Source organism: Streptomyces sp. RKAG293, assembly GCF_023701745.1.
In the GTDB taxonomy this organism is placed as follows: Bacteria; Actinomycetota; Actinomycetes; order Streptomycetales; family Streptomycetaceae; genus Actinacidiphila.
The window spans coordinates 8,056,609-8,082,510 of the sequence record NZ_JAJOZB010000001.1; the positions used below are offsets into that span (position 1 = coordinate 8,056,609).

The following is a 25,902-nucleotide window of genomic DNA, read 5'->3' on the forward strand; positions in this document are numbered from 1 at the left end:
CTCCGGACGGCCGGTCACGAGCGGCCCCGGCAGACCGGTCACGAGTGCGCCCGGACCGGTCACGAGTGCGCCCGGACCGGTCACGAGTGCGCCCGGCCGCCGGTCACGAGTGCCCGGCGGCCGCTCCCCGGATCCCAGGTCCGGGGAGCGGCGTTCTTTTCCGGGGCTGCCTCAGATCACGGCTTGGGCAGGGTGCATCCCGGCAGACTGAGGTTGATCTTGTTGCCCGCGCCGACGCACTGGGTGATCAGATACGTCTCCTCCGCGTAGTTGATGCCCTGGTGCACGGTGATGTTGCCGTTCTGGTCGACCTCGCACGGGTTGTCGAGGGTGCAGCGTCCGCCGTCCTCGTTCCCCGTGTTGTTGATGGCGACGACCTTGCCGGTCGCCACGTCGATCACCGGGGAGCCCGAGGTGCCGCCGATGGTGTTGCACGACGGGGTGTAGCGGACCGAGTCCTTCCAGATCCAGCTGTCCTCGTGCAGCCGGTAGACGAAGGTGTCGATGTTGCAGCTGTAGATCCGCTTCCAGTAGCCGGACACCACCTTGATCGCGGTCCCGGCGACGGGGTGGGTGGCCGAGAGCTCGAGCGCCGCGATGCCGTAGCTCGACTGGATCTGCGCGTACGTGGTGTTCAGCTGGTAGAGCGAGATGTCGGTGTCCGTCATGGTCGCGTAGGCGACCTTGGTGGCCCGCAGCGTGGCGACCTTGGTCCCGGCCGAGTTGAGCAGGCTGAACGTACGGCTGGACGCCACGTTGACGATGGACTCGCCCGGATCCAGGAAGCCGCCGGACAGGCAGTGCCCGTTCGACATGACGATCGCGGGGTCGGTCGGCACCGAGGCCGGCATCTTCACGACCGAACCCGAACAGTTGCTGAGCGCCACGGTGCCTGCGAAGTTGACCGTGACGGCCGCCTTCGCGGTGTGTGCGGGCGCCGCATCCCGGCTTGTGGCCGATGCGGACGCCGCACCGGTGCCTGTGAGAGCCGCGCCGCCGAGCAGCAGGGCAGCCAGGACACCGACGAGAGGTCGTTTCATGTGGGGGGTCCTCTCCAGACCGAAGTTCTTTCGGCATTGTCATGAGCATTGTCGGGATTGGCCGGTGTCCCGGCAATAGGGCCTCATGTCCGGTCGGTTCGCGGTGCGGCGGGTACGTCATGATCGGTTCATGGACAGGACGCTGCGGGATGTCGCGGAAGTGGGGCCGTTCTTCGCCGTCAGGACCGGGCTCGGGGAGACCGGTGGGGACGGCGGAAGCAGTACGGACGACGGCCCCCGCGCGCACGGCTACCGGCCGCTCGCCGACCTCTACGCCACGGTCGGGGTAGGAGGAACGGACAGCGCACCCGCGCCGCATCCCCTCCGTGAGCGGGCGGCGGACGTCGCCGGGCGGCTGGGCACTCCGGAGCTCCGGGTGGGCGCCTCCCTCGCCTTCCAGGGGCTGGCCGCCCGGCTGTGGTCGGTGGCCCTGGGCGCGGCCGTCCTGGCGGGCCGGGTCCCCGATCTGGCCGCCGACCGGCTGTGGTGGAACCCGGCGCTCAGTGCCCCGAACGACCTCTGGCTGCCGCACCCGTCGGCCCTTCCCGACTCAGGCGACCTCGCCGCTCAACTGGCCGGAACGGTGCTGGCCGGCCACCTGGTCCCGCTGCACCGCGCGACCCGCGAGGCCTGCCCGGTCTCCGGCGGGCTGTTGTGGGGGAACGCCGGCTCCGCGCTGGCCGGTTCCCTTCGGGTGCTGCACACCTGGTGCATTGCACGGGGCCGGGCGGCGGAGGCGCGCAGCGCCCTGGACCTCACCGCGCGGCTCCTCCAGGAGCCGCCACTGAACGGAACCGGAACGCTGGACACCGCGGACGTCAGCTTCGTACGCCGCAGTTGCTGCCTCTACTACCGGGTCCCGGGCGGCGGACTGTGCGGGGACTGCGTCCTGCGCTGACCGGGCACGGCCTGCCACGGCCTGCCACAGCCCGCCACGGCCGGGCGCCGGCAGGTCAGCCGCCGGCGGGTCAGCCTCCAAGCAGTTCAGCCGCAGGCACGCCCGCCGCCGACACGTCAGCCGCGCGCAGGTCGGCCGCCGACACGTCAGCCACCGGCCGGTCAGCGGCCGCCGGATGAGCCGTCGGAGATCAGCCGCCGTGCGTGCGCAGCCGCTCGTGGACGGTGTACGCGGCGCCGGCGCCGGTGCGCGCGCCGCGGACGCGGGTGCCGCCGTCGATCACCAGATCCGTTCCGGTGACCCAGCCGGCGTCGTCGGAGACCAGCCACAGGACGGCGCGCGCGACGTCGTCCGGTTCGCCGATCCGGCCCATGGGCAGCCCGGCGGCGATCTGCGGCTCGGCGCCCTCCCAGACGAAACGGGCCATCTCCGTGCGGACCAGGCCGGGGGAGACCGCGTTGACCCGGACGGTCGGGGCGAGTTCGCCGGCGAGCTGGCGGGTGAGGTGGAGCAGGGCGGCCTTGCTGGTGCCGTAGGCGCCGATGTTGGGGCCGACGCCGTGGGCGCCCTCGGTGCAGATGTTCACCACCGTGCCGCCGTGCTCGCGCATCCAGGCCCGCCACGCGCACTGGACCAGCCGCAGGGGCCCGTCCACATTGACGGCGAAGGCGTGCCGCCAGGCGTCCGGGTCGACGTCGACGAGCGGGCCGAAGGGGGTGTTGGTGCCGGCATTGTTGACCAGGATGTCCACCCCGCCTAGCTCCTCGACCGCGAGATCGACACACGCCTCCAGGTGCGCGGGATCGCCCACCGATCCGGCCAGGCCGGTGGCCCGGCCGCCTAGCGCGTGTATCTCCAGGACGGCGGCGCGCAGCCCTTCCGGGTCGCGGGCGGTGAGGAGGACCGCGGCGCCCGCCCCGGCCAGGGCGTGCGCGACGGCCAGGCCGATGCCCCGGGAAGCGCCGGTGACGAGAGCGGTCCTGCCGTGCAGCGGGGAAATCGTCGTCGATGTGGTCATGGGGCACCGTCTCATGACGGTACGTCAGTTCGAAAGCGCCGGCTTCGTCTCTTCGTGGCGTCCGCTCTTCGTGGCGGCCGCGCGCGGTCCTCGCGCCGTCCGCGCCACGGAAGCGGCCGTTCCTGCGCGAAGTCTTGACGCGCCCAAATCGCACGAGTTAACTCACGCCTCGAACTAAGCAGTAAATCAAGGTCTGAATTAAGTCACGCACCAGGGCAAGTGCCGTAGAAAGGCAACCGGACCCATGCGCTCACTCACCCGTCCCCACACGGGCAGTACCAGCTTTCACCGCACCGGACTCCACCGCACCGGACTCCGCCGCGCCGTCACCGGACTGCTGGCAGCGGCCGTCGCCGTCGTCACCCCGATGCTGGCCACCCCGCTCACCGCGCACGCGGCGGGCGAGAGCGTCCAGGTGTGGCTGACCACCACTTCCGACGCGGGCGGCCGCAACGTCGTCAAGGGGCTCGAACAGCAGGAGCCGATCGCCTTCACCGCAGGCAGCGGTTCCGGCCAGTCCGTCACCGTCGACGAGAACACCCGCTACCAGCAGTTCGAGGGCGCGGGCGCGTCGTTCACCGACACCGCCGCCTGGCTGATGAACTCCAGCGGAGCGCTCAGCGCCGCCACCCGCGACGCGGTGATGAAGAAGCTCTTCGACCCGGTCAACGGCATCGGCATCGACTTCCTGCGCAACCCCATGGGCGCCTCCGACCTGGCGCGCAGCAACTACACCTTCGACGACATGCCCAGCGGGCAGACCGACGCGAGCCTCGCGCACTTCTCCATAGCCCACGACCTGGCCGACGTCCTGCCCCTGACCAAGCAGGCCCGCCAGCTCAACCCAGCCGTCAAGGTGATGGGCGTGCCCTGGAGCGCGCCGGCCTGGATGAAGGACAACGGCAGCATGAGCCTGGGCTGGCTGCAGGCGCAGTACTACGGCGCCTACGCCCAGTACTTCGCGAAGTACCTGCAGGCCTACCAGGCGGCCGGTGTACCGGTGGACTACATCTCGGCGCAGAACGAGCCCACCTGCTGCGGGGGCTATCCGTCCATGCAGTGGAACGGCTCCGGTCTGGCGTCCTTCACCAAGAACAACCTGCTGCCCGCCCTGCACACCGCCGGGCTCTCCACCAAGGTGCTGGCCCTGGACTGGAACTGGGACCAGTACGACGCCTTCGCGGCCCCGACCCTCGACGACGCGGCGATCCGCAACGACCCGAACTTCGGCGGCATGGCCTGGCACGGCTACGGCGGCGACGTCGCCCAGCAGACCACCGTCCACAACAGGTACCCCACCGTGAAGGCCTTCGACACCGAGCACTCCGGCGGCACCTGGATCGCCGACCAGCAGAAGGAGGACATGCACAACCTGATCGACTACACCCGCAACTGGGGCCAGAGCTGGGTCAAGTGGAGTCTGGCCGTCGACCAGAACATGGGACCGCACAACGGCGGCTGCGGCACCTGCACCGGCCTGGTCACCGTGCACAACGGCGACAGCCGCAGCGGACAGGTCGACTACACCGTCGAGTACTACACGATGGGCCACCTCACCAAGTTCGTGAAGCCCGGCGCCTACCGGATCGCCTCGACCGCCAACACCTCGGTGCCCAACGTCGCCTGGCGCAACCCGGACGGCTCGAAGGCGCTCATCGCGTACAACGACACCGGCAGTGCCCAGCCCGTCCGCGTCAACTGGGGCAACCAGTCCTTCGCGTACACCCTGCCCGCCGGCGCCTCGGCGACCTTCACCTGGACCGGGACCCCCGGCAACGGCGGCGGCGGTTCCACCGGACCGATCACCGGCTTCGGCGGCAAGTGCGCGGACGTCGCCGCGGGCAGCAGCGCCAACGGCACCGCCGTCCAGCTCTACGACTGCAACGGCAGCGCCGCCCAGCAGTGGACCGCCTCCGCCGGCACCTACAAGGCGCTCGGCAAGTGCCTGGACCTGGCCGCCGGCGGCACCGCCAACGGCACCAAGGCCCAGCTGTACGACTGTAACGGCACCGGCGCCCAGCAGTGGCAGCCCGGCAGCGGCGGAACACTGGTCAATCCGGTGTCCGGCAGATGCCTGGACGCCACCGGGATGAGCTCCGCCAACGGGACCCGGCTGCAGATCTGGGACTGCGCCGGCGGTGCCAACCAGCAGTGGACCGTTCCCACCGGCTGACCTGCACGTAGGCTTCCGGGTGTCAGCACACGCCCAGCAGGAAGAGGCCGCACCGTGTTCGCTCTGCACGCACTGTGGAGAGCGGATCAGCGGCTCGCCCTGTGGGCCGAGGACTCCCGGCAGCCGCCCGTCCCCGCGCCGGGCCACCCGTACGCCGTCCCCGGATCCGCCGTCGCCGAGCTGCTCGGCGACGGCGGGCCCGCGCTCGGCTGGCTCGCTGGCCGGGCCCATGAAGGCCCGACCGGTCTGCTGCTGCCCACCCGCGACGGCGCACCGCAGGCCTCGCCGGAACTCGGCGGTCCCACCGCCGTCAGGGGCGTGCCCGTCGCACCGTGGACCGTCCCCTCGCTGCTCTTCGAGCCCGCGGAGGCCGCACTGCTGCTGGGCGAGCTGTCGACCGCGGGACTGCCCGAGGCGCCCTACGGTGCCGCGCTGCGCTGGCTGATCGCCGCCCACGACCTGGCCTGGCGCACGGTCGGACGGGGCAGGCTGCTGCCCGTGCTGGTCAGCGAGGCCGGCACGCCGTACGCCCGCTGGCGCCCGGTCCGCGACGACGCCGGCTGGCAGGAGGCCGGCGAGCTCGCCGCCGCCGCGCCGCAGGAGTGCCGCGCCGAGCACCACGACGGCCGGCCCGACGGCCGTGCCGCCGCCACGATCCTCACCGACCTGCTCGACGTCCTCACCGACCGTGAGGCCCGCGCGGTCCTCGACGACGAACCCGAACTGCTGAGCACCGCGCGCGGCCGGCGCCCCGCCACGACGGCCACCGAGCTGTGGCTGCGGGCCCTCACCTCGCCGACCGGCCGCGTGGAGGGCGCCGACCCCGACGAGCTGGCGGAACTGGAGGAGCGGCTCACGGCCTGGCACCGGTCGGAGCCGCCCGTCCACGGCCCGCTGCGCGTCTGCTTCCGGCTGGTGGAACCGGTGGGCCCGGACCCCGCCGACCCGCGCGGTCACCCCTCCGACGACAACTGGCGGCTGGACTTCCTGCTGCAGGCCACCGACGAGCCGTCGCTCATGGTCCACGCCGACGACGTCTGGAGCGAGGGTCCCGCGCTCAGCGCCCTGGAACGCAAGACCGCCCGCCCCCAGGAGGCGCTGTTGTCCGGCCTCGACCGGGCCGGCCGCGCCTACCCCGAGGTGCGGCGCGCGCTGCGCGGCAACCGGCCCGCCGGGCTGGCACTGGACCGGACCGGAGCCCTCGGCTTCCTCCGGGACGCCGCTCCCGCACTGGCCGACGCGGGTTTCGGCGTCCTGCTCCCCACCTGGTGGCAGCGCCCCCAGAAGCTCGGCATGACCCTGACCGCGCGCACCCCGCAGCCCGGAGCCGTGGACATCGGCAGCCTGGCCGACCAGGACGCCATCGTCGCGTTCCGCTGGCAGGCCGCGCTCGGCGACCAGCCGCTGACCCCCGCGGAGCTCGCCGAGCTGGCCGCCGCCAAGCAGCCGCTGATCCGGATCCGGGGCCAGTGGACCGAGGTCGACCCGGACACGATCGCCGCCGCTCTCGCCTTCCTGGAACGCGACGGCAGCGGCGCCACGGACTCCGGGCGGATCCTGCGGATCGCGCTCGACCCGGACGCCACGGCGGGCGGCCTGCCCGTCGCCGCCGTCAGCGCCGACGGCCGGCTCGGCGACCTGCTCTCCGGCCGCGCCGACCAGCGGCTGCGCCCGGTGGCGGTGCCCGCCGGATTCGGCGCGACGCTGCGCCCGTACCAGGAACGGGGGCTGGCCTGGCTCAAGTTCCTGTCGGAGCTGGGGCTCGGCGCCGTCCTCGCCGACGACATGGGGCTCGGCAAGACCGCCCAGGCACTGGCGCTCCTCGCGGTCGAGCACGCGGAGCAGGTGGAGCACGCGGAGCACGCGGATCGGACGGATCACCCGGCCGGGATCCGGCCGACGCTGCTGGTCTGCCCGATGTCGCTGGTCGGCAATTGGCGGCGCGAGACCGCCAGGTTCGCCCCGATGCTGCGGGTCTACGTCCACCACGGGGCCGGCCGGCTGTCCGGCGCCGAGCTGCGGGAAGCGGTCGCCGGCGCCGACCTGGTGATCACCACGTACGGGCTGGTGCAGCGCGACACCGAGGCGCTCACACAGACCGCCTGGCGGCGCGTCATCATCGACGAGGCGCAGCACGTCAAGAACTCCGCCACCCGTCAGTACCGGGCGGTCCGCGAACTGACCGCCGACCACCGCATCGCCCTCACCGGCACCCCGGTGGAGAACCGGCTGGCCGAACTGCACGCCATCCTGGACTTCGCCAACCCCGGCCTGTTCGGTTCCGCGATCCGCTTCAAGGAGCGGTACGCCGTCCCCATCGAGCGCGACGGCAGCGAGGCCGCCGCGCAGGCGCTGCAGCAGCGCACCCGGCCGTTCGTCCTGCGGCGGCTGAAGAGCGATCCGGCCATCGCACGGGACCTGCCCGCCAAGCAGGAGATGACGGTGCTGTGCAATCTCACCGCGGAACAGGCGGCGCTGTACCAGGCGGTCGTGACCGATCTGCTGGAGCAGATCAAGGAGAGCCGCGGCATCGAACGCAAGGGCCTGGTGCTGGCGTCGCTCGGCAAGCTCAAGCAGGTGTGCAACCACCCCGCGCAGTTCGCGCACGACGGCTCACCACTGGCGGGGCGCTCGGGGAAGGTCGCCCGGCTGGAGGAGACGCTGGAGGAGGCACTCTCCGAGGGCGACAAGACGCTGTGCTTCACGCAGTTCGCCGAGTTCGGTTCGCTGCTGCAGGGGCACCTGGCCGAGCGGCTGGACACCGACGTCCTGTTCCTGCACGGCGGGGTGCCCCAGCGGGCCCGCGACGAGATGATCGAACGCTTCCAGGACCCGGACGGCCCCTCGGTGTTCCTGCTCTCCCTCAAGGCCGGCGGCACCGGGCTCAATCTGACCGCCGCCAACCAGGTCATCCATGTCGACCGGTGGTGGAACCCGGCGGTCGAGGAGCAGGCCACCGACCGGGCGTTCCGGATCGGACAGCGCCGTGACGTCCAGGTCCGCAAGTTCGTGTGCGTGGGCACCGTGGAGGAACGCATCGACGCGATGATCGAGGCGAAGCGGACCGTGGCCAGGGCCGCCGTCGGCTCCGGCGAGAACTGGCTGACGGAGCTGTCGACCGACGCGCTGTACGACCTGGTCGGTCTCGGCGCCGACGCGGTGAGCGAATGACGGCGCGGCCGGGGCTTCCCGGCAGGGCGCGTTCCTGGTCCCAGCGGTTCGCCGACCGGTTGGAGTCCATCGGTGCGACCGTGCCGCCGGGCCCGCCCGCCGCCGGGGTGACCGGGCTGGAGGTGGCGGCCGGCGCCGTGACGGCCCGGATCAGGGAAGGGCAGGCGCGCTACGACGTGCGGATCGGGCTGACGGAGTTCACTCCGGCGCAGTGGACCCGCGCGGCGCGGGCCGTCGGCGCCGACCCCGACTGCCGGGCGCGGCTGCTCGACAACGAACTGGCTCCCGACGCGGAGGACCTGTTCGCCAGGGCCGGCCTCCGGCTCTTCCCGGCGCGGACCCAGGATCTCGCGATGGAGTGCTCGTGCCCCGACTGGGCGCTGCCCTGCGCCCATCTCAGCGCGGTGCTGCGGAGCCTGGCCGACGCGTTCGACGCCGATCCGTATCTGGTCCTGACCTGGCGCGGGCGCACCCGCGAGGAACTGCTGAAGGAGCTGCCCCCCGCCGTACCGCGGCGTGAGCCGGCGGACTCGGCGCTGCTGCTGCTCGGCCGGCCGGCGATCACCGTCCGCGGCCGCAATCTGACCGAGGTGCTGGGGCCGGCCTACGAGGCGTTCACCGGCTGGTGACCCGGCCCTGAGGTGGCCCCGAGGTGGCCCCGAGGTGGCCCCGAGGTGGCCCTGAGGTGCGGCGAGCAGGCGGGCCGTCGCGACCGGCCCCGCTGGGATCGGATATCCGATGTCCCGCTGCGACTGCGGCTATTGGTCGGGATCCGAGTGCCCGTTCTAGGCTTCGATCATGGCATTCGAGATCGTCAAGGAAAACATCACCATCCCGTCCGGCGACGGCTCCATGGCCGCCCACCTGGTCCGGCCACAGGCCCCCGGCAGCTATCCGGGCGTGGTCGTCGCCTTCGAGATCTTCGGGCTCACCGCGCACATCCGTGATGTCGCGGAGCGGATCGCCCGTCTCGGCTACACCGTCATCGTTCCGGACTTCTACCACCGGGCCGGCACGGGCATCGACTTCACCGACGACCCGGACGGCCGCCGCAAGGGGCTCGAACTCAGCGGCGGGCTCACCCGCGAGGAGGCCGTCGAGGACATCCGCGCGGCCGTGGACCATCTGCGGGGCGCGGAACCCGGTGCCCCGTCCGTCGGGATGATCGGCTTCAGCTTCGGCGGCCATCTCGCCTATCTGGCCGCCACGCAGTTCGATCTCGCCGCGACCGCGGTCTTCTACGCCGGCTGGCTCGCCGGTTCGGACATCGGACTCGGCCGCCCGGAGCCGACCCTCGGGCTCACCGAGGGCATCGCCGAGCACGGCGGCCGGCTGGCCTTCTTCGTCGGCGACGAGGACCACGCCGTGCCCGCCGCGGACCGCGCTGCCATCGCCGCCCGGCTGGCGGAGGCCGGCGTCCGGCACGAGATGACCGTCTACCCCGGGATCGCGCACGGGTTCTTCTGCGACGTCCGGGACTCGTACCGCAAGGAGGCCGCGGACGACGCCTGGATCCGCGTCCAGGAGCTCTTCGCCACGGAACTCCCGCGGCCCGCCTAAGCTTGCCGTTTAACCTCCGACGGCCAGCATCGGCAGCCCTGGCGCCTGGGTGCCCGTCACCGTCCTTCAGCGCTGAGTACCAAGTCGTGGACCAGGAAGTGGAGCTGCACGTCGTCCGTGGACTCCGCCCACAGCCCCTCGGCGTCGAGCACGGATGCCGCGACCATCCGAGCCTCGGCAACGAGTTCGGGGTCGTAGTTGAAGCCTGGCCACGGCAGGACGGGGTAGTCGTTCTCCTCGCCGAACTGCCGGACCCGCTCGATGTCACCCAGGACTGCCTGCGGCAGTGACTCGTTCGCCCACGACCACAGCCAGGACTGCTGGGCGAGGCTGACGCTGCCGATCATCGTGAGCCGGCCAGTGAGGAACACCTTCCCATCGCGCGACCACGTCATCTGCGCGTCGTCCATCGACCACTGGTACTGCACATCACCCGACAGACCGAAGCGCTCGACCATGAGGGCCTGCCGAGCGCGGGCGCGCTCGCGAGCCGCGAGCACGACCTCGCCCCACCCTGAGTGGTCATGCTTCGAGCGGTCGTCCACTTTGCCTCCTCGCGCAGAACTGTCGGCAAGATCCTTCCATCTGGGTTGCTGGTCCAGGGCGCCGGGCCCCGACCTGGCCGTCCCGCCGGATCTGCTGGTTGCTCATCCTGTTCGTCGGGGCTTGGTCCCCTTTCTTATGGTGGGCCGGTCGTTGGTGCGGTTCGCCGGTCGCAAGGACCTTTCCGACGTCGTGGCGGGTTGCTGGGCTGCTGTTCTTCGAGCCGGGAGGGCGTCCTGGTCCGGGTCGGGTTGGTTTGGGTGCACGCGCTGGCGATGGGCATGCGGACCGGAGGTTCCGAAACCCGCGGCGGACCCGGGCAGGGGTGAGCCGATTCGGTTCGGTCCGTTTCTCCCAGGGGCGGCGGAGGTCTTCGGCCAAGGATCGGGCGAGGCGGAGCTGAGTGTGGGCGGCGATGACGATCCAGGTCCAGCGGTCGGCGGCCTCGGGACTGCGCAGACGCGGCTTCGTCCAGCCCAGGGTCTGCCTCCAGAACCGGAAGTTGTGCTCGATGTCGAAACGGCGCAGGAACGACTGCCAGCAGCGGTCGACGTCCGCGCTCGTGGCGCCGGTACCCGACCACCACAGCCAGACCGGCTTGTTCACGCCACCGCTGGGGAGCTTCTCGACCGCCAGGCGGATGACGGTTCCCTCGATGAGCGGCAGTTCGCCGTCGTGGTCGAGCCAGGCCGCCCGCTTCGTGAGGCGGGGATGGAGTCGGTCCCAGGCCCGGGCGGTGGCCTTCCCGTAGAGGCGTGTCTCGGTGACGGTCGCCGCGTGCTCCTGGCCCCAGGTGTCGGGCTGGCCGAAGACGAACTCAGTCCCATGCTTGGGCGGCCGACCGCCGGTCGGGACGTAAACCCGCGGCGGGGTCGACCGGCGCATCACCCGGTCCGAACGCATCCGCCCCAGGACCTCCAGAGGCAGGTCGGCCAGCAGGTGCGCGATCCGTGGGGCTTCGTAGCCGGCGTCCATGACCACCAGGACCTTCGGGTCGCCCTGCCGCCACTGCCCGGCGGCGACCAGTTCCTCCACGACCCGGCGGAGCTGGGTGACCGTGACTTCGCAGACATCGGCGCCGGGTTCCAGGCGGACCGCGTCCAGGGGTGCAGTCCACGAGGTCCTGCCGGTCTCCAGGGCGACGACGATCGAGTAGGGCCAGCCCGGGATCATCCGGTGCTCGTCCTTACCGCGCCCGTAGGTGTGGCAGAACGAGCGGTCCGGCGCGGTGGCGGCGTCCGGTCGCAGCCACGGGCTGACGTCCACCGCCAGGACCAAGCGGCCGTCGGCCGCCCGTGGCAACGGCAGCCCGGCCAGCAGTTGTCGCAGCCGGTCCACGTCGACGTCACCGATGTTCAGGGCGGCGTATAGGGAGCCGTGTCCGCGCCGGTGCTCCGGCGCCAGCGACAGGTCCACCAGGGTCTTGACCGGTCCGTCCGTGCATAGCAGTGCGTCCGCCAGCTCGAACAGTGCGTCACTCCGACTGGGGAGACAGTCGTAGAACTCACCCCGGAAGCGTGACAGTTTCGCGAACGCGTCCTGTCGGACGTCCTGGTGGAGCAGACTCGGCAATGCGGCCTCCGCGTCGAATCCTGTTCCTCGTAGTTGAGTTCAGGATCATGCGAAGGCCGCCCCGGCGTCCAGCGAACCCCCATGCGGGTGACGCTGCCAAAGCCCCCAGGTGCCGTTCGAACGATCAGCCTTCCAGCCAGTCCCCAGGCACCGACTCACGCAACTGGTCCAGGGCCTCCTCTGTCCGGGCCCGGACATTCAGGCAGAAGCCGTCCAGCTCGCGGATCAGGACATCAGCGTCGGCGAACCATCGCACGTCGCGTCCCACAGCCGGAAGCTTCCGGAACTGCCCCACCACGCCGGCCTCCTCGGCGTCCACGTCCAGGAAGTCGGTGAACCCGCTCGCGAACAGCACCGCCTCGGACATGACCATCTCGACACAGGCCACCGTCAAGCTCGACTCCCAGGAATCCCATCGCTCCTGCGACTTGTCGGCGAGATCCGAACGCATCACGGTGCCAGGATCGTCATCGTCCAGGTCCAACAGCAGGACGCCCCAGGAGGTGGCGCCCTGATTCTCCACCCGGTACACGAGAGCGCCGTCGACGACATGCAACTCGTCAGGCTTGAGCAGGGTGTCGTGATTGCTGGTGAGGTCAGTCCGGCGCCCGAGAAGCAGGTAAGCCTCACGAAGCGCCGCGGGCAGAACCAAGCCCAGGCGCCGCTCGGCTGCTTCCACCTCCGCCACGCTCCAACCGTCCCCCGGCTGGAGCGGCTGCTGCCAGTAAGCCGCGAAGTCGGCGACGAATTGCCACGCTTCCGCACGGCTTGGCAACGCTTCAGATAGCCGCGTGTGAATGTCGAAGGTCTCAATCATGCCCGCACCCTACGGCCGGGCACAGACACCACCTGTTCGAGGGCAGGACGTTAAACGACAAGCTAAGGCCCTGTCTTCAAAGCCCCGTCCAGCCGGCCGGCTGGGGGAGCGCTCTCCCGGAAGGTCCGATGTGTCATCGGGGCTGTCCGCACGCGTAACGAACTCCCCTCGGTTCATCGAACAATCGGGCTCAACTGGTCCGATCTATTGACGCAATTGGAAGGTTTCTTTACCGTCCTGTGCGGTAGAGGTTCGGCCCATCCGCCGCAGTTCGACTGTGACTTGTCATGTCATGATCAAGTACTGGGCCGAGCACGGATTCCGTAGGAGGACGCGCAATGCCGAGGCCCCCCACCCCTCGCCGATTCACCCCGAGAGCCCTGATCGCCACCGGAGCGGTCACGGCCACCGCCGCAGGACTGCTCGTGGCCGTCGCCGGAACAGGCAGTGCCGCTCCCGTGCTGCTCAGCCAGGGCAAGCCCGCCACCTCGTCGTCCGACGGCGGCACCGGATACGCCGCGAAGCTCGCGTTCGACGGCGACACCGCGACCCGCTGGGCGAGCGTCAAGAATGTCGACCCCCAGTGGATCAAGGTCGATCTGGGCACGGCGGCCGCCATCAGCTCGGTCAAGCTGGTCTGGGACCTGTCCTGCGCCACGTCGTACAAGGTCGAGTTCTCGACCGATGGCACCACCTGGAAGAGCGTCTACTCCACCACCACGGGCGACGGCGGCACCGACGACCTCGCGGTCAGCGGAACGGCCCGCTACGTCCGCGCCACCGGCTCCGTGCGCTGCCGGCCCACGATGGGCTACTCGCTGCAGGAGTTCCAGGTCTTCGGCGGCGGCAGCGCCGACACCCAGCCCCCCACCACCCCGGGCAGCCTGCACTCCACCGGCTCGACGCCGACCAGCGCCGCGCTCGCCTGGAACGCCTCGACGGACGACACGGGCGTCACCGCGTACGACATCTACCACGACGGCAACAAGATCGCGGAGGCGGCCGGCACCGCCACCACCAAGAACGTCACCGGGCTGACCCCCAACACCGCCTACCGCTTCACCGTCTTCGCACGGGACGCCGCGGGCAACGTCTCCCCGGCCAGCAACCTGGCCACCGTCACCACGCCGCCCAGCTCGGACACCACGCCGCCCACCGCGCCCGGCGGGCTGGCCGTCACCGGGACGACCTCCGGCAGCGCCTCGCTCAAGTGGACGGCCGCCACCGACGACACGGGCGTGACCGGGTACGACGTCTACAACGGCACGGAGGTCATCCTCCCCGACGTCACCGGCACCACCGCCACGGTCACCGGACTCGCCGCGGACACCTCGTACACCTTCACCGTCAAGGCCAAGGACGCGGCGGGCAACGTCTCGCCGGCCAGCAACCAGGTCACGGCGAAGACCCTGCCCGACAGCGGCAGCGACAAGACCCCCTCCAGCATCAAGACCGTCTCCACCGGCTGGACGATCCCGTGGGGCATGAGCTGGCTGCCCGACGGCTCCGCGCTCATCACCGAACGCGACTCGTTCAAGGTCTTCAAGCTCACCCAGGCCGGCGCGCGGACCCAGATCGGCACCGTGCCGAACGCGGTCACCACCGACGGCGAGGGCGGCCTGCTCGGTATCGCGGTCTCGCCCAACTGGAGCAGCGACCACTACGTCTACATCATGCACACCGCCTCGGAGGGCAACCGGATCGTCCGGATGACCTACGACGGCTCGACGCTGAGCGGCTACACCCAGCTCGTCGGCGGCATCAAGAAGAGCAAGTACCACAACGGCGGGCGCCTGAAGTTCGGCCCCGACGGCTACCTCTACGCCACCACGGGCGAGGCCCAGACCCCGGACCTCGCGCAGGACAAGAACTCCCTCAACGGCAAGATCCTGCGGATGACCACCGCGGGCAAGGCCGCCCCGGGCAACCCGTTCGGGACGCTCATCTACTCCTACGGCCACCGCAACCCGCAGGGCATCACCTGGGACCCGCAGGGCCGGCTGTGGGAGGCCGAGTTCGGCAACTCCCAGTACGACGAACTGAACCTGATCACCCCGGGCGCCAACTACGGCTGGCCCACCTGCGAGGGCAAGTGCTCCACCTCCGGCATGACGAACCCGAAGGCCCAGTGGCCGGTCGCCCAGGCGTCGCCCAGTGACATCGCCTACTCCGACGGTGCCATCTACATGGCGGCGCTGAAGGGCCAGCGGCTGTGGCGCATCCCGGTCAGCGGGACCACCGCGGGCACCCCGGCCGCGTACTACGTCAACCAGTACGGCCGGCTGCGGACCGTCGAGAAGATCCCCGGCAAGAGCGCGCTGTGGCTCTCCACGACCAACTGCGACAACAACGGCAACGCCGCCGACGGCGCGGACAAGGTCTTCCAGATCGAGCTGAAGTAGCAGAGCCGGAACCAGAACCAGAACCCGGGGCCGCGAGGTCACCGGTCGCAGACCGCCGGGCGGGGAGCAGGGGGCCCCGCCCGGCTTTGCGTTTCCGCAGGTGCGTCACCCCTTTGGCGGTGGGAGCGGGAGTACTCCTTCACGGAGTGTTCGACCCGCGGACCCCCGCTCTTTCCGTGTGCGGGGCATGAATTGACCCAGTGGCGGGAACGCGCACAGCCCGCCCGGCAGCCGGTCGTGCGGGAGACCGGGTGCCGGGACACGCTTACGCTGGGCGGATCGCCGCATCGCCGTAACCGCATTGTCGCTGTATCGAGACCACCTGTACCGAGGAGGGGCCATGACGCTTGCCCAGGCTGAACGGGTCAAGTGGCAGGGCGGGTGGCAGCGGACCTCGGTGCGCTCCATGGCCGTCCTGATCCCCGTACTCGCCCTCGCGGTGCTCGCGGGCCGCCGTTGGTCGCTGATCGACTCCAGCGCCGACCAGCTCGGCGCCGCCGACCGCCAGTGGCTGGCCGTCGCGGCCGCCGCCGCCGTCATGACCTGGATCTGCTCGGCCACCGCCCAGCAGGGCGCGGTGGTGGAGTCGCTGCCGCCGGGGCGGTTGCTCGCCACCCAGTTCGCCGCGTCCGCCGCCAACCACCTGCTGCCCGCCGGAGTCGGCGGCAACGCCGTCAACCTGAGGTTCCTGCTGCGCCGCGGGCTGCCGCCAGGCCGCTCGGCCGCCGCGCTCGGGGTGCGCGCGGTCGCCGCCGCGGTGGTACGGGTGGGCATGCTGCTGATACTGCTCGCCGTCTTCCCGCACGCCCTCAAGGTCGACCGGGTCACTCCGGCCGGCCCCGCCCACCCCGTCCTCATCGTGTCGGTGGTGGCGGGCTGCGCCGTGGCCGGCGCGCTGCTGCTGCTCCTCGCCGGCCGGGTCAGGGACCGGGTGCGCACCTTCTTCGGCACGATGGTGGTCGATGTGCGGGCCCTGCACTGCAAGTCGGCACGGGTCGCGGCCCTGTGGGGCGGATCGCTCGCCTTCCCGGTGATGCACGCCACCGTGCTCGTGGCGGTGATCCAGGCGCTGAACGCGCCCGTGCCGGTCAGCGGAGTCGTCCTCGCGTACCTCTTCGCGAGCACCGCCGCGGCCTGGCTGCCCGCCCCCGGCGGCCTCGGCTCGCTCGACGCCGCCCTCGCCTTCACCCTGGTGACCGCCGGCGCCTCGGCCGTCGTGGCCACGTCGGCCGTCCTCGGCTACCGGCTCGTGACGGTCTGGCTGCCGCTGATCCCCGGCGTCCTGGTGCTGGCCGCCCTCATGCGGCGCCGCGTGCTCTGAGCCCCTGCTCCGAACCGGCCCCAGCCGCGGCCGAGGGTCACAGCGGCCGGGAGTATGGTGCGGTCCCATGGTGGAACCACGGGTCGATCCAGCAGGTCGGGGGCGGGTCCTCGTCGTCGACGACGATGCGGCGATCCGCCGCTCGCTGGGCCGCGGCCTGCGCCTGGACGGCTTCCGCGTCACCGAGGCGGACGGCGGGCGGGCGGCGCTCGCCGGGCTGCGCGACGACCCGCCGGACGTGGTGGTGCTGGACATCTCCATGCCCGACATCAGCGGGATCGAGGTGTGCCGGACACTGCGCGAGGACGGCAACGACATACCGGTGCTGATGCTCTCGGCGCTGGACGAGGTCGCCGACCGGGTCGCCGGGCTGCAGGCGGGCGGCGACGACTACCTCGTCAAGCCGTTCGCCCTCGACGAGCTGGTGCTGCGGCTGCACGCGCTGCTGCGCCGCCGCCCACCGCGGCGGACGGACACCGTGCGCGCCGGCGGCCTGCTGCTCGACCCGGCGGCCCGCACCGCACACCTGGACGGCGCCGAGCTGCACCTCACCCGCCGGGAGTTCGAGCTGCTGGAGACCCTGGCCCGCAACACGGGGATCGTACTCACCCGCGACCAGCTGCTCGACCGGGTCTGGGGCTACGACTTCGAGGTGCGGACCGACGCCGTCGACACCTTCGTCAGCTATCTGCGCCGCAAACTGGAGGCCGGCGGCCGGCCGAGGATCGTGCACACGGTGCGCGGTGTCGGCTTCGTGCTGCGCGACAGCCCGGCCGAGGGCGCGCGATGAGCATGCGGCTGTCGACGCGGATCGCGATCGCCGTCGGCGTGCTCGTTCCGCTCCTCGTGCTCGCGTCCGGCTGGCTGCTGGTGCGGCTGGTCGCGAACGATCTGCACGCCCAGGCCGACGCCCATCTGCGGGAACGCGCGGCGGCGATGGCGCAGGACGCCCGCAACCTGCTGCGGGTCACCGCGGCGGACCGGTCGGCCGCCGCCGAGCAGGCCAAGGAGAAGCGGCTGTTCACCTCGGCGCTGGACGTCGGCATCCGGCTCATCGGCCCGGACGGCACCGTGACCGGCGGGCCGCAGCCCGGCGCGTCCTTCACGCTGCCCCCCGACGCCCGCCGGCCGGTCACCGTCCGCGACGGGCAGCGGAGCTGGCGGGTGCTGTCGGTGCCGGTGGTCTCCAAGCGCCCGGCGGCGACCGGCACGCTGTGGATCTTCTCGCCGGACACCGCGAGCCAGTCGCAGATCCAGCTCGTACGGCGGCGGGTGGTGATGGTGGCGCTGCTGGGCGCGCCGCTGGCCGCGGCCGTCACCTGGCTCGCCGCCACTGCCGCCGTACGCCCGCTGCGCCGGCTCCAGCGGCGGGCCGCCGGCCTCGACCCGGGGACCAGCGCGGCCCGGCTCGACCACGAACCGTCCAGGATCGCGGAGGTCGACGACCTGGCGCTGACGCTGCGGACGGTGCTGTCCCGCTACGACGAACAGGCCGCGCGCACCGCCGAGGCGCTCGCCACGGCCCGCTCCTTCTCCGCCGCGGCCTCGCACGAACTGCGGACCCCGCTGATGAGCATGCGGATCAACCTGGACGTGCTGGGCGGCCACCCCGGTCTCGACCCCGCGGAACGGGCCGAGATCGTGGCGGACCTGAGCCGGGAGCACGCCCGGCTGCTCGGCCTGCTGGTGATGCTGCGGGCGCTGGCGCAGGGCGATCTCGTGGAGGCCGACGCCTTCGGGCCCGTCGATCTCGCCGAGGTGGTGGAGTCGTCCGCCGCCGCGCTGCACGGCAGCCGGCCGGGCACGGCGCTGACCGTGCGGAGCGGGCCCGGGCTCCTGGTCCACGGGTGGGAACCGGGGCTGCGCTCGGCGGTCGACAACCTGATCGTGAACGCGCTGACGCACGGAGGCGGCGCCGTCGGCGTGACGGTGCGCTCCGGGGAGGAGGGGCGCGGGCCGGGTGACGTCGCCGGTCCGTTCGTCGTGCTCACCGTGGACGACGACGGGCCCGGTGTGCCGCCGGAGTTCCGGCAGCGGGTCTTCGAACGCTTCCAGCGCGGTCCGGACAGTCCCGGTTCCGGCCTCGGTCTGACGCTCGTCGCGCAGCAGATCGCCCTGCACCGGGGCACGATCAGGATTCTGGACCGGCCGGCCGGAGACGGCCGTGCCGCCCGGGGGGCACGGTTCGAGGTACGGCTCCCGCTGGCCGTGACCGGCCGGCCGGACTCCGGACTCCCGTCTCGCAGGGACTGGTTGACCGCCGAAACAGCCACGGGAACGGCCACGGGAACGGCCACGGGAACGGGACCAGGGACGGGACCAGGGACCGGGACGGTGCCCGGTCAGGCCCCACAAGGTTTCCACAAAGACCCCTCCTAGCGTCGTCCCGCGGCCGGGCACCCTGCCCGGTCCGTCGAGGAGGACACCATGCGCACCACTCGCACCACCCGGACGGCGATCGCCGCGTGCGCGGCCGTCGCCGCGCTGCTCGGCGCGGCGGGAAGCGCGGCCGCCACGCCGTCCGCGCCCCCGACCGGGGACGGCGCCAAGGCGGTCTGCAAGCGCGCCCCCAAGGCCGACGCGCGGATCGACAAGGCGCTCGCCCGGCTCAACGGGAACGCCGGTACGAAGGGATCCGTCGCCCGGCTCACCCAGCGCGTCGCCAACGCCAAGTCGGCGGGCCACACCGAGATCGAGACCCTTCTCAACGACCGGCTGACCTTCCGCAAGTCGCTCGTGCCGACGCTGCAGCAGCGGCAGAAGGATCTGAAGGCCGTCCTCGTCTGGTGCCAGGCCAACAACAACGGAACGTCCAAGTGACCATGAGATACCGGGCGGCCGCGGTCACCGCGACCATGCTGCTCTGCGCCGCGCTCGCCACCGGCTGCGGTGGCAAGGGCGGCGGCGCCGACGACGGCTCGGCCACCACGCCGAATCCGTCCGGGTCGCAGCTCTCGCACCTCGACAAGGTCGTCGGCGACGCGGAGTCCGCGGCGAACGCGGCGGAATCCGATGCCGCATCCGATGCCGCGTCCGACAACTGACGGACCGCTCACGTAACCTGTGCGGCCATGGAGTCGATGGCACGGACTTTGTGGCTGCGCACGGAACCACTGCACGCGGTGGTCTACTTCGACGCGCAGTGCCGCGAGATGGGGCGCTCGCTGGGTCTCAAGGGCTACTGGATGGGGTACTTCGCCACCCGGTCCGCCCCGCTGGGCCGTGCTCAGCCGTCGGTGGTGACCGCCGCGTTCGGTGTGTTCGCCCCCGGACCGGTCGCCCGCGCGCTGCCCGCGTCCTGGGACATCACCACCCCCGAGCGGGCACTCGACCTGCGGGCCGAACGCTCGGCCGCCGCCCTGCGGGCGCTCGATCCGGAACTGGAGCGACGGGCGGAGCGGCTGACCGGTCCGCTGCGCGCGATGGTGGCGGACGCACCCGCACTCGCCCGGCCGGTGTTCGCCGCCAACCGGGACCTCCCCGACCGGGCCGACCCCGTGCAGCAGGTGTGGCAACTGACCACCTCACTGCGTGAGTTCCGTGGTGACGCGCATCTGGCCGTACTCGCCGACCACGGCCTCGACGGCTGTGAGGCACTGCTCCTCGCGGCCGCCGACGGCCGGGTGCCCGCCGACTCGATCCGGCAGGACCGCGGTTGGACGGCGGAGGAATGGGCCGGCGCCGGTGCCCGGCTGCGCGAACGCGGACTGCTCGGGTCGGACGGTGTCCTCACCGAACGCGGACGCGACGAGCGCCGGTCCATCGAGGACGACACCGACCGGCTGGCCGGCCGTCTGCTGCGCCCGCTGTCCGGCGACCGCGTGCAGGCGCTGTTCCGCGATCTGGCCCCGGTGGTGGACCGCGTCCTGGCCGGCAAGGTGCTGCCGTTCCCGAACCCGATCGGCCTGCCCCGGCCGGTGCGGCCGCGGTAACCGCGTAGGCGATCGGAACGAGCCGAGTCGTCGTGTCGCGAAGCTACTTGGCGTCGGCGTAGCACTCCACGACGTTCGTCTCCAGCGGGAAGCGGACCGGGGTGTCACCGAAGACCAGGCGGCGGGCCTCCTCGCCCGCCGCGGCGACGGCGGCCTCGACGGCGCCCGCGAGGTCGGTCGGGGTGTGCACGATGATCTCGTCGTGCTGGAAGAAGACCAGCTGCGGCTCGGGGCCGACCGCGGCGAGCCGGCGCCGGGTGGCGGCGAGCATGGCCAGGGCCCAGTCGGAGGCGCTGGCCTGGATGATGAAGTTGCGGGTGAAGCGCCCCCAGGAACGGGCGGCCCGCCGGTCCGGCGAGGAGCCGTCGTCGGAACCCGATCCCGCGCCGGATCCGGAACCCAGGTCGGCGTCGTCCGTGTCCAGCCAGCCGGAGGACGGCGTCGGGGAGGTACGGCCCAGCCGGGAGCGGACCACGCCGCCGCCTTCACCGATGCGGGCGGCGGACTCGACGAGGCCCATCGCGTCGGGGAAACGGCGGCGGAGAATCGCGAGCAGCTGCCCCGCCTCACCGCTGGTCTGCCCGTACATGGCGGCCAGCAGCCCGATCTTGGCGCGGCTGCGGTCACCGCCGAACGCGGTGCGTGCGATGCCCGCGTAGAGATCGCCCTCGGCCGCCGCGGCGGCCAGACCGGTGTCGGCCGACATCGCGGCGAGCACCCGCGGCTCCAGCTGGCCGGCATCGGCGACGACCAGTCGGTGGCCGGGGTCGGCGACGACCGCGGACCGCAGCAGCCGGGGGATCTGCAGGGCGCCGCCGCCACGCGTCGCCCAGCGGCCGGAGACCACCCCGCCGACGACGTACTCGGCGCGGAACCGGCCGCCGCGCACCCAGGCCTCGCGCCAGGCCCAGCCGTGGGCGGCGTGGATCCTGGACAGTTCCTTGTAGCGCAGCAGCAGGGCCGCCGCCGGATGCTCGACCTCGCGCAGCACATGCGAGCGGGTCGACGGCAGCTGGACGCCGACCCGGGCGAAGGCGGGCAGCACCTGCGCGGGGGAGTCCGGGTTGACCGGGCTGCCGAGCGCCTCCTGGACCTGGACGGCGAGCTCGCCCAGCAGTTTGGGCCGGGCGCCGCCCGCCGGGCGGGGGCCCAGCAGACCGGTCAGCAGTTCGTCGTGCACGGCGGCGCTCCACGGCAGTCCGCCGCGGCCCATCTCGGCGGCGGCCAGCGATCCGGCGGACTCGGCGGCGCACAGCAGCCGCATCCGGCCCGGGTGTTCACCCTCCTGGAGCCGGCGCTGCTGCTCGGCGTGGACGGCGACGACGGCCGTCAGCGGATCGGCGTCCTGCGGCAGGTGGTGCCGGTCGGCCGCGAAGAGCACCGGCTGGTCGTCGGCCGCGCCTTCCCGGGCGTCCTCGGGGACCGGCAGATCCTTCAGCCGCGCCCAGGCGGCGCCGAGCGAGCGCGGCTGTCCGTGCCGGCCGTCCCGGCCGAGCAGCAGCGTTTCGACGAGCTTCAGGTCATGGCAGCGGCCTGGCCGTACCGGCAGCCGGTCGAGCAGCCGGGGGTACAGGTCCTCGGTCGCCGCCCACACCCAGCGCGGCCCGCCGGACGCCTCGCGGGCGGCGATGGCCGCGGCGAGATCGGCCACGCGCTCGGCGGACCCGGCCGGTACGCCCTCCTCGTCCAGCGCCAGCAGCCGCCCACCGTGCCCCACGGGGTCGGGTGCGACGGCGACGCGTGGCGCGGAGGGGAGAGGAGTGGTCACGGGTCGAGCGTAGAGCGGGGCACTGACAACGGGCCGTGCGCAAGGCCGCCGGTCAGCGGTCCAGGAGCGCGTCGCGGTGCTGGGCGCGGTACCGGTCGAGCAGCGCCCGCAGGTCCGCCGCGGTGAAGGGCCGGTACGCCGCGCCGCAGGGGCCCGCCTCCGGCGGGGACCACCAGACCGGATCCGCGCACCGGAAGCCCGTACGGCGCAGGCCGACCCGGTGGACCTTGTTGGTGGCGGTGACCGGCATCCGCTCGGTCACGCGCACGAAGCGCGGCGGCATCTTCGTCCCCAGATCCGGCTGGGCGGCGAGGAAGGCGGCGAACGCGGCCGGGTCGAAGGCGGCGCCCTCGTGCAGGGCGAGGGTCGCCATGACCTGGTCGCCCGCCACCGGGTCCGGGACGGCGTAGACGGCCGCCGAGGCCGCGTGGGGGAAGCGGGCCAGGATGTTCTCGATGACCGCGGCGGCCAGGTTCTCGCTGTCGACGCGCAGCCGGTCGTCGCTGCGCCCGGCGAAGTGGAAGAAGCCCCCGGTGTCGCGGAAGAACAGATCGCCGGTCCAGTACCAGTCGCCGCGCAGCCGGTCGGCGACGGCCTGTTCGTTCTTCCAGTAGCCCTCGAACGTGCTCCGGCCGCGGTTGACCAGCTCGCCGATGGCCTCGTCGCCGTTGAGCAGCCGGCCGTCGGCGTCGAAGCGGGCGGGCGGGCGTTCCCGGCCGGTGTCCGGGTCCACGACGGCGAGGTCCGCGCCGGGGGCGGCGCGGCCGATGGCGCCGGGCGGTGTGCCGGGGGAGCGCTGGATGGCGGCGCCGCCCTCGGAGGAGCCGTACCCCTCGATGAGCGGGGTGCCGAAGCGGGCCGCGAAGCGGGTGGCGTCGACGGCCCCGGCCTCGGTGCCGAAGCCGTGCCGCAGCGGGTGGTCGCGGTCGTCGGGGCGTTCGGGGGTCGCGAGCAGGAACTGCACGGCGCGGCCCACGTAGGTGAAGTACGTGGCCCCGTAGGCCCGTATGTCGGGCAGGAAACCGGAGGCGGAGAACTTCCGGCGCAGGGCGACGGCGGCGCCGCCGGTCAGCGCCGGGGCCCAGTTGGCCATGACGGCGTTGCCGTGGAACAGCGGCATGCAGATGTAGTGGACGTCCTCGGGCACCACGTCCAGGAAGTCGACCAGGGCTCGCCCGGCATGGGCGAGTCGGCCCTGGGAACAGATCACCGCTTTGGGGGCGCCGGTCGAGCCGGAGGTGAAGTACAGCAGCATCCGGGTGCCGGGCGTGACCTCCGGCGCGGGTTCCGGCTCGGCGCCCGCGTAGGGGGCGAGCAGCGCGTCGTACGCGGGGTCGTCGACGACGAGGACGCGGTCGCGGGAGAGCGACGGCCCCAGGTCGAGGCCGTCGAGCAGCGGGAGGTGGGCGCGTTCGGTGACCAGCAGGGCGCACTCGGTGTGGGCGATGTCGCGGGCCAGCTCCGGGCCGCGCCGGGTCGGGTTGACGCCGACCACGGTGGCGCCGGCGAGCGCGGCGGCGCCCAGCCACAGCGGGTACTCAGGGACGTTGTCCAGCAGGACGCCGACATGCGGCTGCGCTCCGGGCGGCAGCAGATCACGCAGCAGCGCGGCGCGCGCCGCCGACGCGGCGGCGGCCTCGTGATGGGTGAGGACCAGATCCCGGTACTTCAGGCCCGGCCGGTGGTCCTTCCACCGTGCGCGCACCAGCTCCGCGACCGTGGTGCCGGCCGCGGAGCCGGTGTCCGGGGTGTCTGCGGCCCCCGCCGTGTGCGTGCTCCCCATCGCCGCCTCCCGTCCGTTGGACAGCAAGCCGCACCATAACTGACTAGTCGTCAGATGTGGAGGGGGCGCTCAGCGGCGGAGGCCGGGGCGAGCGGTCGGGGGCGCTGGGTCAGGAACCCTGCTGGGCCTGCTCGACGGACTTGCGGACCTCGTCCATGTCCAGCGCGCGCGCCTGGCCGATCACATCGTCCAGGGCCGCGGCCGGCAGCGCGCCCGGCTGGGCGAAGACGGCGACGCGGTCACGGACGATCATCAGCGTCGGGATCGACTGGATGTCGAACGAGGCGGCCAGCTCCGGCTGCGCCTCGGTGTCCACCTTCGCGAAGACCAGGTCCGGATTGGACTCGGCGGCCTTCTCGTAGACCGGGGCGAACATCCGGCACGGGCCGCACCAAGCGGCCCAGAAGTCGATGAGGACGAAATCGTTCTTGGTCACGACCTCGTCGAAGTTGTCCTTGGTCAGCTCGACAGTGCTCATGGTGCGCATAACGGGGTGTGCCGATCGGATATTCCGGCGACTTCACTCATCCGGGTGATGGGGTGACCGGGTGCAGTGGCGATCGGCGGGTGGGCCTCGTTGGTCCTGTCATGGGAACGACGGAATGGACCCGGGACAGCGGCGGCGCGAACGACGGAGCCGCCTGGCGCGTCACCCGGGGTGGAACGATTCCGCACGGCTCGGACGTCCCGGTGTACGCCGCCCTGGCCGACCAGTGGCGGTCGGCCGGGCGGATGGTACCGGGGCAGATCGACGCGGAGTGGGCCGAGCTGGTCGGACGGATCCCGCGGTTGACGGGGGTGTGACGGCCGGAAGCGGGGTGTGACGGCTGGTACCGGGATGCGGCGGGGGACCGGGCCGGACAGGGCCCCGCCGCGGAGCGGAACGCCTCAGCCCTCGTCGAAGACCAGGTCCTCGGGCGGACGGTTCATCCGCACCGTCTGGCCGGAGACCTCCACCACCGTCTCGAAGCCGGTGTACTGGCCGCGGGACACGATCAGCACCCGGTCGCCCCGCTGGTCCAGGAACGCGGCGAAACCGGCCAGCGACGGGTCTCCCGCGCCCAGCGCCAGGTAGTCCGCCAGCCGCCGGAACAGCTTCGGCATGATCACGGCCTCCGCCGTGATCGATTCCAGGCCGTCGATCCGCGCCCCCGTCTGGGTGACGTCCAGCGACCACAGCCCGACGCCCTTGGAACGGGCCGCGTCCACCGCCGCGGTCAGCGCCCGGCGCAGATCCACGTACAGGTTCCGGTAGTACGTCGGATAGGCCAGGCCCTCCGCGAGCTGGTGGAAGTTGGCCGTCTCCTCCAGCAACGCTGCCTCCACCCGGATCCGCCCCCCGCTGGTGCCCGGCGCCGCGCCCTTGCCGACCAGGGCCACGCACCGCCCGTACAGATCGGCGCCGCGGGTGAGGAGATAGCCGGGCAGCTGCGCCGGCTCCGCCGCGCTCACGGTGCCGCGGCCGTCGCGGGTGACCCCGGTGAAGCCCAGCCAGGACAGCAGCTCTCCGGCGGCCTGGTCGGCGTACGGCGCCGGCTGGTGCAGCTCATGGCCATGCGCCGGTATGTAGTGCGTCTCCAGCGCGTCGATCGCGTCCAGCCGCAGCTGCGCGCCGCCCGTCGCGTTGCGCTGCACCCGGTGCTTGCCCTCGACCAGGTCCCAGTGGGCCGGATCGGTGGGATAGAAGCGGATGGAGTCCCCGTCGGGACGGGCTCCGGTGATCCGGTACGTGCCCTCGATGACGAGCATGGGCATGGCGACGCCTCCTCAGCGTGTCCACGTATCCGCCCGGTCGGCGCGGCCGGCTGTCCGCCGCGAGCCGCCCGCGGATCCTCGGTGGACGTCCCGCGCGGTTCCCTTCCCTCCAGCGTGCCGCAGAAGTCCGGGCGGCACCGGCGACCGGC

The 25,902-nt window shown here is 72.3% G+C and carries 21 protein-coding genes and 1 pseudogene; 13 read left to right on the forward strand and 9 right to left on the reverse strand.

Annotated elements, in window-relative coordinates:
• Nucleotides 1-176: 176 nt before the first annotated feature.
• Complete coding sequence (locus LNW72_RS35530; RefSeq protein WP_250979143.1) at nt 177-1,040, reverse strand: serine protease; 864 nt, start codon at nt 1,038-1,040, stop codon at nt 177-179.
• 130 nt (nt 1,041-1,170) lie between these two features.
• Between LNW72_RS35530 and LNW72_RS35535 the strand changes: the two genes are divergently transcribed.
• Entirely contained in the window at nt 1,171-1,938 is a 768-nt protein-coding gene (locus LNW72_RS35535; protein ID WP_250979144.1) for a (2Fe-2S)-binding protein, read from the forward strand.
• 190 nt (nt 1,939-2,128) lie between these two features.
• Here the strand turns inward: LNW72_RS35535 and LNW72_RS35540 are convergent, their stop codons facing one another.
• A complete protein-coding gene (locus LNW72_RS35540) occupies nt 2,129-2,956 on the reverse strand; it encodes an SDR family oxidoreductase (RefSeq protein WP_250979145.1) in 828 nt (275 codons plus the stop codon).
• A 244-nt stretch (nt 2,957-3,200) separates the two neighbouring features.
• Here LNW72_RS35540 and LNW72_RS35545 point away from each other — a divergent pair, with 244 nt between their 5' ends.
• From LNW72_RS35545 to LNW72_RS35560, 4 genes are all read left to right on the forward strand, one after another.
• The gene (locus LNW72_RS35545) at nt 3,201-5,129 is read left to right on the forward strand and encodes an RICIN domain-containing protein (RefSeq protein ID WP_374117372.1); all 1,929 of its coding nucleotides are present in this window, start codon (nt 3,201-3,203) and stop codon (nt 5,127-5,129) included.
• A gap of 54 nt (nt 5,130-5,183) precedes the next feature.
• Nucleotides 5,184-8,300, forward strand: coding sequence for a DEAD/DEAH box helicase (locus LNW72_RS35550; RefSeq protein ID WP_250979146.1), 3,117 nt, complete (start codon nt 5,184-5,186; stop codon nt 8,298-8,300).
• Complete coding sequence (locus tag LNW72_RS35555; protein ID WP_250979147.1) at nt 8,297-8,929, forward strand: hypothetical protein; 633 nt, start codon at nt 8,297-8,299, stop codon at nt 8,927-8,929. The genes LNW72_RS35550 and LNW72_RS35555 overlap by 4 nt, the downstream gene beginning before the upstream one ends.
• 169 nt (nt 8,930-9,098) lie before the next feature.
• Nucleotides 9,099-9,860 carry a dienelactone hydrolase family protein gene (locus LNW72_RS35560; RefSeq protein ID WP_250979148.1) on the forward strand — a complete coding sequence of 254 codons (762 nt, stop codon included), beginning with the start codon at nt 9,099-9,101 and terminating at the stop codon, nt 9,858-9,860.
• A gap of 56 nt (nt 9,861-9,916) precedes the next feature.
• On the opposite strand, the gene LNW72_RS35565 is transcribed toward LNW72_RS35560, so the two are convergent.
• The 3 genes and pseudogenes from LNW72_RS35565 to LNW72_RS35575 form a co-directional block, all read right to left on the reverse strand.
• A complete protein-coding gene (locus tag LNW72_RS35565; protein WP_250979149.1) occupies nt 9,917-10,405 on the reverse strand; it encodes a DUF6882 domain-containing protein in 489 nt (162 codons plus the stop codon).
• Nucleotides 10,406-10,507: 102 nt separating this feature from the next.
• Nucleotides 10,508-11,975, reverse strand: a pseudogene (locus tag LNW72_RS35570) (NF041680 family putative transposase).
• Nucleotides 11,976-12,099: 124 nt separating this feature from the next.
• Nucleotides 12,100-12,792 carry an SMI1/KNR4 family protein gene (locus LNW72_RS35575; RefSeq protein ID WP_250979151.1) on the reverse strand — a complete coding sequence of 231 codons (693 nt, stop codon included), beginning with the start codon at nt 12,790-12,792 and terminating at the stop codon, nt 12,100-12,102.
• Nucleotides 12,793-13,130: 338 nt separating this feature from the next.
• Here LNW72_RS35575 and LNW72_RS35580 point away from each other — a divergent pair, with 338 nt between their 5' ends.
• The 7 genes from LNW72_RS35580 to LNW72_RS35610 all read left to right on the forward strand — a co-directional run bounded on the left by LNW72_RS35580 (nt 13,131) and on the right by LNW72_RS35610 (nt 20,447).
• Nucleotides 13,131-15,194, forward strand: coding sequence for a PQQ-dependent sugar dehydrogenase (locus LNW72_RS35580; RefSeq protein WP_250979152.1), 2,064 nt, complete (start codon nt 13,131-13,133; stop codon nt 15,192-15,194).
• 340 nt (nt 15,195-15,534) lie between these two features.
• On the forward strand, nt 15,535-16,515 hold the full coding sequence (locus LNW72_RS35585) for a lysylphosphatidylglycerol synthase transmembrane domain-containing protein (protein WP_250979153.1): 981 nt from the start codon (nt 15,535-15,537) through the stop codon (nt 16,513-16,515).
• A gap of 67 nt (nt 16,516-16,582) precedes the next feature.
• Nucleotides 16,583-17,305, forward strand: a complete 723-nt coding sequence (locus LNW72_RS35590) for a response regulator transcription factor (RefSeq protein ID WP_250979154.1) — start codon at nt 16,583-16,585, stop codon at nt 17,303-17,305.
• Nucleotides 17,302-18,894, forward strand: a complete 1,593-nt coding sequence (locus tag LNW72_RS35595; RefSeq protein ID WP_250979155.1) for a HAMP domain-containing sensor histidine kinase — start codon at nt 17,302-17,304, stop codon at nt 18,892-18,894. The genes LNW72_RS35590 and LNW72_RS35595 overlap by 4 nt, the downstream gene beginning before the upstream one ends.
• Before the next feature lie 48 nt (nt 18,895-18,942).
• The gene (locus LNW72_RS35600) at nt 18,943-19,335 is read left to right on the forward strand and encodes a hypothetical protein (RefSeq protein WP_250979156.1); all 393 of its coding nucleotides are present in this window, start codon (nt 18,943-18,945) and stop codon (nt 19,333-19,335) included.
• Nucleotides 19,332-19,559, forward strand: a complete 228-nt coding sequence (locus LNW72_RS35605) for a hypothetical protein (protein WP_250979157.1) — start codon at nt 19,332-19,334, stop codon at nt 19,557-19,559. Before LNW72_RS35600 ends, LNW72_RS35605 begins: the two co-directional genes overlap by 4 nt.
• Before the next feature lie 36 nt (nt 19,560-19,595).
• A complete protein-coding gene (locus LNW72_RS35610) occupies nt 19,596-20,447 on the forward strand; it encodes a hypothetical protein (RefSeq protein ID WP_250979158.1) in 852 nt (283 codons plus the stop codon).
• A gap of 43 nt (nt 20,448-20,490) precedes the next feature.
• On the opposite strand, the gene LNW72_RS35615 is transcribed toward LNW72_RS35610, so the two are convergent.
• From LNW72_RS35615 to trxA, 3 genes are all read right to left on the reverse strand, one after another.
• Nucleotides 20,491-22,215, reverse strand: coding sequence for a bifunctional 3'-5' exonuclease/DNA polymerase (locus LNW72_RS35615; RefSeq protein ID WP_250979159.1), 1,725 nt, complete (start codon nt 22,213-22,215; stop codon nt 20,491-20,493).
• A 52-nt stretch (nt 22,216-22,267) separates the two neighbouring features.
• On the reverse strand, nt 22,268-23,998 hold the full coding sequence (locus LNW72_RS35620) for an AMP-binding protein (RefSeq protein WP_250979160.1): 1,731 nt from the start codon (nt 23,996-23,998) through the stop codon (nt 22,268-22,270).
• Nucleotides 23,999-24,107: 109 nt separating this feature from the next.
• Nucleotides 24,108-24,476 (reverse strand): thioredoxin, encoded by a 369-nt coding sequence (gene trxA, locus LNW72_RS35625; protein ID WP_250979161.1) that lies wholly within the window; start codon nt 24,474-24,476, stop codon nt 24,108-24,110.
• A gap of 110 nt (nt 24,477-24,586) precedes the next feature.
• Here trxA and LNW72_RS35630 point away from each other — a divergent pair, with 110 nt between their 5' ends.
• The gene (locus LNW72_RS35630) at nt 24,587-24,802 is read left to right on the forward strand and encodes a hypothetical protein (RefSeq protein ID WP_250979162.1); all 216 of its coding nucleotides are present in this window, start codon (nt 24,587-24,589) and stop codon (nt 24,800-24,802) included.
• Between the two features lie 84 nt (nt 24,803-24,886).
• Here LNW72_RS35630 and LNW72_RS35635 read toward each other — a convergent pair whose 3' ends face one another.
• Entirely contained in the window at nt 24,887-25,753 is an 867-nt protein-coding gene (locus tag LNW72_RS35635) for a thermonuclease family protein (protein ID WP_250979163.1), read from the reverse strand.
• Nucleotides 25,754-25,902: the final 149 nt, after the last annotated feature.